The organism is Winogradskyella sp. SYSU M77433, from assembly GCF_029911945.1.
In the GTDB taxonomy this organism is placed as follows: domain Bacteria; phylum Bacteroidota; class Bacteroidia; order Flavobacteriales; family Flavobacteriaceae; genus Winogradskyella.
On sequence record NZ_JARYTG010000007.1, the window covers coordinates 174118 to 186441 of the forward strand.

A 12324-nucleotide genomic window follows, 5' to 3' on the forward strand; every position below is an offset into this window, starting at 1 on the left:
TACTTTATGATATTAATGGCAACTTTATAATAAAAGTACTGCCTTTTCCTTTTTCACTTTCTACTGATATATGACCTTGATGGTCATCTATTATTTGTTTTACATAGGCTAAACCAAGCCCATGTCCTTTTACATTATGTACGTTCCCTGTGTGTTCTCTATAAAATTTTTCAAACACACGTTTGGCAACTTGTTTAGACATTCCGTTACCTTGATCTGAAATCTTCAAAATGATATTGTTACCTACATTTTCTGTATACACATCTATTTTTGGTACATCATCCGAATACTTCACGGCATTATCTAAAATATTCACTATTACATTAGTGAAATGTGATTCGTTTGCCAAAACTGATGACTTTGCAGCATTCAAATGCGTTTTTACATATCCTTTTCTATCTTCTACAATTAACTCAATATGGGTAATGGCATCTTCAACTAAGTCGTGTAACTTAAGACGCTCCTTACTAATGTTAAGCTCATTCTTCTCTAGCTTAGATATTCGTAATACATTTTCTACTTGAGCATGCATACGTTTATTTTCATCCTTTATCATTCCCAAATAACGCATCACTTTTTCTCGATCATTTATGATTTTAGGATTTCTAATAGAGTCTAATGCCAAATTTATTGTTGCTATTGGCGTTTTAAACTCGTGCGTCATATTGTTGATAAAATCTGTTTTTATCTGTGATATTTGTCGTTGTCTTATCAACTGATAAATAGCACTGACATAAGCTAAGATTATAATACCTGTAAAGATTATGGACAATACAATCATCCATAAAATAGAAGATATTAAATACTTTTTTCTTTCAGGAAAATCTACCCAAAGCTTATAACTGCTTTCGTTATTATTATCTAAAAAGATAGGTACTCCGTAAGCATTTAATTTCTCAAAGTTTTCAGTTTGTACTTTAGTAGCCAAATCATCATCGTATATCGCAAATTCAAAATCTAAAATCACACCTTCGCCCTGAAGTTCTCTTCTTAACAATGTTTCTATTTGTTCTGGTGTTACCCTTTTATAAATAGGAACATCTTTAAGGAAAGTATTAAAAGAGGTTTCCCACATTTGCTTTCTTAACTCAGGCATTGAAGAATAATCTCTGAGAATTTCTTGAGGTTCAATCCCAAGATTGCCATCAATTGTACTATTGTAGATTTCCGTTACACGCTCATTAGTATAATTACTAATTGTTATGCTGTCTGCATCAATTTCAAAGAACAAGGATGGTACTTTAAAGCGTTCTTCTAAAACCGTATTGCGGTGTACAATGGTTTTTTCGTTTAGTTCGTCTTCGGAAGTTATGTACAACTCTTGGATTAAAGTTGAGTCTAATGCTTCTTGACTAGAAAGGTATGGACGGATTTTTAAAATATAATCCCTAATTTCCATCTCCTTTATGTCTCTAGAGACAAAACTTAAAGCTCTTTTTACACTGAGTGTAAAATTCTTTTCCTCATTTTCTAAAGTATTATTAATAAAAAATGATTGTACAAAGATGATACCAACAAGTGATAAGCTCATTAATATTACCAACAAGACGAATAGCTTCTTACCCATCGCCCAAATTTAACATTTTAACATTTAGAATAAATTACCTTTAACCTTACATTAACATTAGAATTAGTGTTAATTCTCCTCTGTTTTCTCAAGAATTTGAAGGTGTATTTTATGAGCTTCTTGCTTTGCGGAACCTAAGTTGTTATTAGTGATAACAAAGTGAGATCTTTTAATTTTTTCTGAATCAGGCAATTGATTTTTAATTATGGCTTTAACTTTCTCTTTAGATGAATTATCTCTTTTCATCACCCTTTGGATTCTTAAATCTTCGTCTGCAACTACGGTTATGATGTAATTGTATTGATCCTCCAAGTTATTTTCAAAAATTACAGCAGCTTCTTTTATAATATAAGGAGCATTTTGTTTTTTCAACCAATTCTTAAAATGCGAAGCTACTTTTGGATGAACTATAGCATTCATTTTTGCCAATAATGCTTTATTATTAAATATTTTGGTTGCCAAATAAGACCTATTTAACTCGCCATTCTCATAGGCTTTTTCTCCAAAAAGTTCTGTGAGTTTTCTTTTAATAACCTTAGAGCTATTCATAAGCTCTTTAGCTTCCTTATCTGCAATATATACAGGAACTCCTAACGATTCAAAATACCTTAATATGGTGGTTTTTCCACTTCCAATACCACCAGTAAGACCAACTATAATCATATTACAATTTTATGAAGTCTATACGATTTTGTTTAATATTTGCTCTCTTGATAAATTCTGGTTTCTTTGTGACTTTAGGAACTAAATACGTTTGATTTTCTTCAACAGCCATAAAATCACATTCTACTATAAAATCACCTTTTCTTATAAGCTTATAGTTCTCTAAATCTACATAATAAGCCACTGTAACCGTTTTAGGAAAAAAGTTAATTTCTAAGTCTTTTGGCTTATTTACCAATGTCACTGGCACCTCTATTGTACCTTCTGTAAAACGTGTTACTTTAGCTTTCACCTCTACTATCTTAGGAAAAACTTCTATATTTTTATACTTAGAAACGTTTACCTCAACGTGTTCTGAAATATCCTTATTCACATCATTTAAGATCAGTTTTTTAGTTTTAATCTTATGAATTGAATCTACTTCATTTGCTGAACCTACAATCTTAATACTATCTATATTAGTAGAAAATTCACCTTTTATATCATATCCTACTGAATATTTAACGTCGCTTTCTAAAACTAAAGGTACTTTTTTAGATGCTAATTTGGAATAATATAAATTCAAAGTGTCTGGTGATAATGTTAGAAGATCGTAAGACTTACCAAGTTGTTCTTCAATTAGGAATTTATGACTTTGTACATCAAAAATAAAATGATCAGGTCTTGTGGTTACATCGGTTTTGGAATCTAAGACTATATCTTCGGTATTACTGAACAAAAATGACAACATAGAAAACCCTTTAGCTTTAACAAAGGCATCAATAATGTTTGTAGAATCTTTTTTTAGAACAATTTCATCCTGAGTATTCGCAATTTGTACCCTTAATTTAATGTTTTGGGTATAATCGTTTGAAAGCTTAGAAAAGATTAGAAAAATGAAAGCTACAAGAAAAAATATACTAAAGCGCTTAGCATTTTTTCTTTTTAAGTAAGATGATATATTAAACTTTCTATTAGAACTCATACTTATTTGAAAAATAGTTTTGGAAAAGCATGTTCTGGTTTCTTCTTTAATATAAGCAAGCTAATTGTAGATTTTAAAAATCCATAACCATACCCAAAAAACTGGATGCCTATTGCCAGAATAGATTGAAAAGCTACAATAATATTTTTAGACGAAATAAATGCCAATAGAAAAGCTACTAGGAAATATAATACATAAAAGTAAAGAAGTATAGGTATATTAAATAAAGTCAATACTAACGATAATACAAAACCTAAACTAAACAACGTTGGAAACCAATAAACCAAGCTCTTGGACTTTGGATGCCATTGATTAATTATTGGCCTTACGAGTCCAAATTTATTAACTTGTATATAAAATTTCTTCCATGAAATTCTTCTTTTATGGTAAACAAAAGCATTCTCAATCAGAACTGTTTTAAAACCCAATTTTTGCAATCTCAATGACAAATCAGGATCTTCACCTGGATGAATTTTCCCAAATCCACCAGAAGCTAAAAATGCTTTTTTGGAAATACCCATATTAAAACTACGTGGTTGAAAATCTTCAACCTGTTTCTTCCCGCCTCTTATACCGCCAGTTGTTATAAAAGAAGTCATAGCAAAATTTATAGCTTTCTGTAAGTTGGAAAATGAAGGGTGTGCGTTATCAGGACCACCAAAACAATCGTAATACGTATTTTCTAAAAAATCATTTACTTCTTTTAAATAGTTTGAAGGTAGAATAACATCTGAATCAAGAATTATAAAATACTCACCTTGTGCTCTCTGCATTCCATAATTTCTAGAATCACCTGGACCAGAATTGCTTTTATAATAATATGAGATATTCAATTGATCCTTAAAATCCTTTATAACCGATTCTGAAGTATCAGTAGAACCGTCTTCAACAATAACAATTTCATATTTAGGTGCTTCTTGAAGGAGAGTAAAACTCTCTAAAAGCTCCCTAATTTCTTGTGGTCTGTTATAAACAGGAATAATAAACGAAAAACTAATTTCCTTCATTTCACAAAGGTAAATAATCCTTTTTCACAATTTAAGAATTGTTGAAGCTTTTAATTTTGGATTATTAATACTTTACTATTCTGAAAGTTTGTTTTGAGATATCACCAAGCACTTCTAAAAAGTAAACTCCAGGTTTTAAAGAAGACATATCAATAGAAGATTCATTTTTAGAAAATTTAATCTCTTTAACTTTCTGACCTACAGTATTATAAATTAACACTTTTTCATAGGTTTTGTTTGAATTGATGAATAATTTTCCAGATGTTGGATTAGGATACAAATTTATATCATCTATAGCCTCTTCACTTAAAGACAATGTGGAGCCCTCAACAATATTTAACTGCTGATTTGCACCAACGTTATATATTATATCTTCAATACCACTTAACCATGTTACTTTTATATAATCAATTTGTATATTTCCTCCTAATCCAAAAAATTCTGTTGCAGAGTTTTGTGAAAGATAGCCTTCACCACACAAAGTATAACGATATTGCTTGTTTCCATTGATTGATATTTCAATAAAAGATCCTATACCATTTTTATTACTCGTTGTGCCTTCTAATTTTACTCTTAGCCAATTATTGGCATTTACTGTATTATTTTTCCAAAGTGTAATATTATTATGATTGATGTTATTTACAATAATTTCAGGAAATCCATCATTATCTACATCACCTATAGCATTAGAATAACTTATAGTAAAATCATTTGGTATTGAGGAGTTGTTTAAGTTAAAATTATAAATACCATCTTCACTGTAAAAACTCTTATAAAAAGCCGATGACAAATAACCTGGAATTGATCCATTATGCTCGCCACTAATAAATAAATCCTCATCAGTATCGTTATCTGCATCTAAAAAAACGGCACCCCAAGCTACACTATTGAACGTTGTACCCGTTTCAACAGCTACATTGGTAAAAGTTCCATCACCATTATTTTTTAAAAGCACATTTCCTGGTATATCATTTGAGACGTAAATATCTAACCAACCATCATTATTATAATCTGCGATAGTAGCAGACATTGCGTCTATAGCTATATTAGTTCCTGAAACAGCACTTACATCTGTAAATGTTCCATCTCCATTATTTTCATATAACGTATTAGTGTAATCTAATTTATCATTAATAACATAAATATCTTGGTAACCATCATTATTATAATCAATAAAAGCAGAGCAAAAAGATAAATAAAGTGTGGGGTCAAGATCTAAACCAGCTTCTAGATTAGCTATTGTAAATGTATTATCCCCATTGTTCTTATATAAAATATTAGGAATACTAGTATCTCTGTTGCTAACAAAAACATCTAAAAAACCATCGTTATTATAATCACCCCAAGAAGCTCCATAAGTAACTAGGGATTCTGTTAACATTCCTGACGAAGCTGTAATATCAAGCATGACCATGTTTCCTAAGTCTTCATACAATTTATTTCCAGTGGTATCACTGGTTATAAACAAGTCATTGTCACCATCATTATCAATATCTACCCAATTGATTTGCTTGTTCCTTGTGTTGTCGGTTATAATATTTATACTCTGTTCTATGTAATTACCATTAAAATTCTTAAAAAAACGAACATTATCGCCTTGGGCTGTTCCTATGGTAATATCATCCCAACCATCATTATCATAGTCAAAAAAACTAATACCACTGCCGTACAGAGAGTTACCACATAAAACCTCAATCCCTAATACACTTGCTTCATCACTAAAAACAACTTGTGCTGAGGTAAATTCATGTACTAAAAATAAGATTAGAAGAATAAAATAGTTTTTCATAAAAATATATTTCATACATGAGTTAAACCAATTAATTATTCTTAATTATAATTTAAGAATTTTGACTGTTTTGTTATCATAACTATTAATAGCTTTTATAAAATAAATGCCAGATTTAAAATTAGATAAATCAATATTATATCTATAATCTTGAGTGCTTGTTTTGAATACTTCTTTACCTAAAGTATTATAGATTATAATGGTTTCTATTATAGTCTTAGAATTTACATAAATTATATTCTTTACTGGATTAGGAAATATTAAAAAGTTTGTGTTAGAATAAGGGTCTAAAGAAAGTGTTGAAGCTTCTGTAATATTCAACTGTTGATTAGCACTAACATTATATAGAATATCTTCCACGCCACTCAACCACTTTACTTTTACATAGTCTACTTGTAAATCATTTCCTAGTCCAAAAATTTCTGTAGCAGAATTTTGAGATAAATAGCCTTCTCCACATAATGTATAGCGATATTGCTTTTCTCCATTTATCGAAATCTCAACTAAAGATCCAATACCATTTCTGTTACCAATTGTGCCTTCTAACTTTATCTTGAGCCAATTATTATTATTTTCTTGACTTATATTTTTCCATAAAGATATATTAGTATGATTGATATGATTAACAGCTATTTCTGAATACCCATCATTATCCAAATCTCCAATAGCATTAGAATAACTATTAGCAAAATCATTAGGAACAGAAGCATTATTTAATGAAAAAGTACCATCGTTATTGTTTATATAAAAAGCAGATGACAAATACTCTGGATTAGAACCATCAGTTTCACCACTTATATATAAATCTAGGTCCTTATCGTTATCTGCATCCAAAAAAACGGCGCCCCATCCTAAGCTATTAAAAGTTACTTGAGAACTTATTGCTACATCAGTAAAAGTTCCATCAGTATTATTGAGCAACAAAACACTATCGGTATCATCATTTGTAACGAAAATGTCTAACCATCCATCAGAGTTAATATCATCAATAGTAACCGACATAGCATCAATGCCTATTGCTGTACCTGTCAACGCTCCTACTTCTGTAAATGTATTATCACCATTATTTCTGTACATTAGATTAGGATAATTTTCCTTGTCATTTGACACATAAATATCTTGATCTCCATCATTATCATAATCAAAGAAAGCCGAGCAAAATGACATAAATCCATTACTTAATAATCCTACTTCAGTATTTACTATAGTAAAAGTATTGTCACCATTATTTTTATAAAGTATATTGGGAATGTTCTGGCTTCTTATACTCAGGAAAACATCAAGAAATCCATCATTATTATAATCTCCCCAAGAAGCTCCATAATAAGGAAAAATATCTGAAAGCATTCCACAGCTATCAGTAATGTTTTCCATGATCATGTTTCCCAAGTTTTCATATAGTTTCACACCTGATGTATCACTGGTAACAAACAAGTCATTGTCACCATCATTATCAATATCAACCCAATTAATCTGTTTGGTCTGTGAGTTATCATCTTCAATATTTAAACTATGTAAAACAAAATTGCCATTGATATTTTTATAAAAACGTATTGAATAACCTTGAGCAGACGCTATAGTAATATCATCCCAACCATCATTATCATAATCGAAAAAAGTAATACCATTTCCAAGAAATGTATTTCCACAAGGAGCATTTATTCCTAAGTTAGTTGCCAGATCATTAAAACTAACTTGAGATATAGAGATATTAACAAATAGAAATGATACTAATAAACATACATTACGAAATTTCATTGCTAATTACTTCTTTAGAAGAATTTAAGATACAAAAAAGCCGCTAAAATTTAGCGGCCTTTGTTTATAAAATCATAATCTATTCTGATTATAGTTTACTGTTTAATAACTCTAACTGTTTTTGTTGTATTAGCTATAGTTACTTGTACAAAATAAGTACCAGAATTTAATTGTGACATATCCAATTCACTGTCAATAGTATTTGGAGTAGCTCTTAATACTTCTTGACCTAACATGTTATACATTACGACATTATCAATGTTGTTTTGAGCATTTAATGTTAATGTATTTTTAACTGGGTTTGGATAATAAGTGAAACTAGAAGTACCACTGATATCACCTAATCCTAAAGTTGCACTGAAAGCAGACACCTGAAAGTTCATTACAGAATCACCACTATACTCCCATACTCTTACATAAACCGTTTGATCAGCTAGCCCATCTGTAGGTTCAATAACAACTTGACTGTATGCGCCATTTCCATCATCATCATCACATTCTAAAAGAACTAAAGAACCACATGAACCTGTATATACTGCCATACCTCCATCTCCTCCATTTCCTGTTGGATCAGAATCTGTTTCTATTGTTAAATTTCCATCAGAAGGTACTGTCACAGCATACCATACATCTCCTCCATTTCCTGTTGAATCAGTTGGATCGTATGAAGCACATCCAGGTAAAGGCATCTCCCCAGAATCTGTTGCTCCTGCATTTGTTTGTCCTGCAATAGGATTTTCACCAAAAGTTGAGCCTGGAGTAATTACAGAAGCATTTACACAATCATTATTTGCTGGTGGACATGTGTAAGAAATTAATGCTAAACTATAATCACATGCAGAATCTGAATGCTCAACTGTCAAAGTAATGCTTGATCCACTTGTAAATGGACCTACTTGTGTAATACCTGTACCTGAAATTGGATAAGTATTGGTACCATCAGTAATCTGTGTAGCATCACCTACTGTAGTAATATCTACATCTACATAAAATTGTGTATTAGAACAATCCGCAGATATTGTTGAAGAATCTACAACAGCAGAAGTACATACTAACGGAGTTCTTACCTTGAAATTATCTACATAAAAATTCATATCACCTCCAGAGTTATCATCTTCTAAAGCATAGATAGCAAATTGAACTGTTGAACTCGTTATCGCAGCAATATCTATCGTTAAGTTGTCACCTGTATTTGATGGTGAATTAGAGTCATCCCATGTGTAAATAGGTGTCCATGTCGCACCACCATCTATTGATTGCATTACATATACAGCATCACCAGTATTTATAGTTTGTGCTGCAGTACCTGTGTAAGCAGTAAGTGCAACATCCATATTCAATTCATATCCTCCAGCAGATAAATCAAATGTTGGTGTAATTAACCAATCATCACCTCCTGTAGAATAAATATTAAATCTTGCACTACCAGTGGTTCCATCATTAGCGAAACCATCAGCTGTCCATCCAGCACTTCCATAAGCTGTTGGTCCTGTAATAGGCCCTGTAGCTTCCTCCCAACAAGGATTTAGAAAAGTTGTAAAATCCTCTGTGTAATCAGGCACAAAAACGTCACAAGGTGTTGTAAAGCTGAAAGGTCCAGCCCAAGCACTTAAATCTCCTCCAGTACAATCTGCCTGTACGTAATACTGATAATCTGTTGTTGGAGTTAACCCTGTTTTAGTAAATCCACTAACTACACCTGTATCTGTTGGTGTTCCTGTTGGTGTTTCTCCATCTAAAACTACTTCTACATTATATGATGAAGCTGATCCATTTTCAGTCCAACTTAAATCAGCTTGATAAGGCATAATATTAGATGCTGTTAAATCAGAAGGCTCTATACAACTTGGAATAGGCTCCCAGTTAAAATCGTCAATATAAGTATAATCATAAGTTGCTTGCGGTGCCATTTTAAATGCTATATAAGCATCACTACCCGTATACGTATCAAAGTTTACTGAATACTCTGTTGCTGTTGAAGATAGAGTTACAGATTGAAACTCTGTAAATGTTGTAGCATCTGTAGGGTCAGTTATAGTTCCAACAATAATATCATTACTATCATTATCTCTACCTGAGAACCTAACTCTATTTTGAGTAAAATCGTCACTAAACATTGGAGTTACCAATATCAATTCAGCATCAAGATCACCTGAGTTATAAAAACGAATTGAGTTTGGTTCTGAAACATCATTTGTTGTACTTGTAGTTACATTAGCATAACTAGATGTTGTATTTTCTATTTTAGACCAACAGTCCGGTAAATTCGGTGTTGAAGGAGTGTCAAAATTCTCATAATAAGAAGCTGTGAAAGGATCACAAACTGTACTAAAAGCATATGGACCTACCCATGCACTTAAATCAGTACCGCATATAGCTTGGACGTAGTATTCATAATCATTATTAGCTGTAAGACCTGAATAATCATAAGAGTTTGAAACTCCTGTTTCAGTAGCTGTCATCGTTTGATTGCCACCTGCTGTTATATCTACAAGCTCTATATTATACGTTGTTGCTGAACCGTTTTCTGTCCAACTTAGTATAGCAGAGTTATTTGTAACATTTGAAGCCATTAAGTCTGATGGATCAAAACATGAAGGAGCATCATCAAAAGAAATATTATCTATAGACATATCACTAGTATAATCTGCACCTTTAGTTCCTCTAAATATTATTTGAATGGTTTGTCCTGAGTAAGCAGATAAATCAACGATTTCAGTTTCAAAAGGATCATTTTCGGATGTTTGCTGTTGTCCAACAAGTGATAACAACACAGTTTCTGTTCCACCTACATTAACAATAATTTCTAAAGTTCCCATATCAGCTCCATACATATGATAATCAAAGTATAGTGCAGGTACCGTTAATGCACTTAAATCTACTAAAGGTGACCATACATCAATTGCATCTCCTGTAGAACCACTTGTAGCTTCAGTAAACAAATAATTACCGTCACTTACACCTGAAGCAGGACCTGTTGATCCTGAAGAGGTATCTGTTGTAGCAGCTACTTCCCATACATATCCAGAAATACTAGTCGCACTCCAACAATTTTCATTAGATAAACCAGCTGTAGAAACAGTAAATGTTTCAAAATCTTCAGCATAAGGCGCTACAATTGCCGCACAAAGTGTGTAAAATGTGTATGGACCTTCCCATGCACTGTAACCATCTGCATCACAATTAGATCTAATATAAATATCGTATGCTGTGTCTTCAGTTAAACCTGAAAAACTATATGATTCATCTGTAGGATTAGCTGTAGCTGCTTGTAATTCCTCACTATTTCCTGGGGTAAATCCAAGAGCACCAAGCTCTAACTCATAACCTAAAGTGCCATTTGGTTCGTCTAACCATGTAAAATCTGCTGTAGAAGTGGTTATACCACTCACAGCAGCATTAGTAGGAGGATAACATGAAATTAAAGTTGTAAATGAAAATGGCCCTATCCAATCCGACAAATCACCACCACAAATAGCCTGAACATAGAATTCATAATCATTATCGGAAACAAGTCCCGAATAAGTATATGGATTTGAAACTCCAGATTGTGTTGCTGTCATAGTTTGTGTTCCGCCTCCTGTTATATCAACTAACTCTATGTTATAAGTTGTTGCTGTCCCTGTTTCAGTCCAGCTAAGATCAGCTGAATAGGCCATAATATTAGCTACATCTAATGTAGAAGGATTAGAACATGCAGGTGGTTGAGCTATACTAAAAGTGTCAATATAAAGTTCATCTTCCCAATCACCCTTATATTTAAAAGCTATGTAAACTGTTTGACCAACATATGAACTTAAATCTTGGATGTATTCAGTCCATTCATCTTCTGATGCATTAGCCAATAAATCATATAAAAGTGTATAATCCCCTGGGTTAGTAATAGGATCTGAACCTGTAGTTGATATCCAAACCCCATTTTCTTCACCATAAGTTGGTGTAAAATTGTGACGGTACCAAAATCGAAGCTCATCACCACTAACAACAGTATAACTAGGAGAAATCATCCAATCCTCAAAACTAGCAGATAAATTATCGTCATTATGATAAAAGGAAGCTGCACCATCTTGAAATTGTGCTGTTGTTTGAATCCATCCTATACCGGATGCATCTTCATTATAGAAACTCCAGCCTGTTGGAGGGTCCGTTTCAAAATCTTCAGATAGCTGTGCACTAGATTGCCAATAAAAAGCTACTAATGCAAAAAGCATCAATGTAATTTTTTTCATAAGAATTAATTAAAAGTTAGTAATTCTTTAAAAATATGTTAATTCTATAGAAAGGTTAGAACCTTTAACAAGCAAATCGTTAAAACGACAAATACATCGATGAAAAAAATGCACACTAATTATACTTTTTGTTTATGAAATAATACTCTATTAATATTTGAGCTATTCAAATTTTCTTGTGTAGTAATTTTACAGATATATCACAAAAAAAAAGCCGCTAAAAATTAGCGGCCTTTGTTTATAAAATCATAATCTATTCTGATTATAGTTTACTGTTTAATAACTCTAACTGTTTTTGTTGTATTAGCTATAGTTACTTGTACAAAATAAGTACCAGAATTTAATTG

7 protein-coding genes are annotated in these 12324 nt (G+C 31.8%); all 7 read right to left on the reverse strand.

Annotated elements, in window-relative coordinates; genetic code table 11:
- Positions 1 to 4: 4 nt before the first annotated feature.
- Positions 5 to 1531, reverse strand: coding sequence for a HAMP domain-containing sensor histidine kinase (locus QGM60_RS14800; RefSeq protein ID WP_281141026.1), 1527 nt, complete (start codon positions 1529 to 1531; stop codon positions 5 to 7).
- A gap of 105 nt (positions 1532 to 1636) precedes the next feature.
- Positions 1637 to 2230 carry a dephospho-CoA kinase gene (coaE, locus tag QGM60_RS14805; protein ID WP_281141027.1) on the reverse strand — a complete coding sequence of 198 codons (594 nt, stop codon included), beginning with the start codon at positions 2228 to 2230 and terminating at the stop codon, positions 1637 to 1639.
- Between the two features lies 1 nt (position 2231).
- The gene (locus QGM60_RS14810) at positions 2232 to 3194 is read right to left on the reverse strand and encodes a hypothetical protein (protein ID WP_281141028.1); all 963 of its coding nucleotides are present in this window, start codon (positions 3192 to 3194) and stop codon (positions 2232 to 2234) included.
- A gap of 2 nt (positions 3195 to 3196) precedes the next feature.
- Complete coding sequence (locus QGM60_RS14815; protein ID WP_281141029.1) at positions 3197 to 4201, reverse strand: glycosyltransferase; 1005 nt, start codon at positions 4199 to 4201, stop codon at positions 3197 to 3199.
- Positions 4202 to 4265: 64 nt separating this feature from the next.
- On the reverse strand, positions 4266 to 5990 hold the full coding sequence (locus QGM60_RS14820; protein ID WP_281141030.1) for an FG-GAP-like repeat-containing protein: 1725 nt from the start codon (positions 5988 to 5990) through the stop codon (positions 4266 to 4268).
- Between the two features lie 45 nt (positions 5991 to 6035).
- A complete protein-coding gene (locus tag QGM60_RS14825) occupies positions 6036 to 7748 on the reverse strand; it encodes an FG-GAP-like repeat-containing protein (protein WP_281141031.1) in 1713 nt (570 codons plus the stop codon).
- A gap of 95 nt (positions 7749 to 7843) precedes the next feature.
- Positions 7844 to 11977, reverse strand: coding sequence for a choice-of-anchor J domain-containing protein (locus QGM60_RS14830; RefSeq protein WP_281141032.1), 4134 nt, complete (start codon positions 11975 to 11977; stop codon positions 7844 to 7846).
- Between the last annotated feature and the right edge of the window lie 347 nt (positions 11978 to 12324).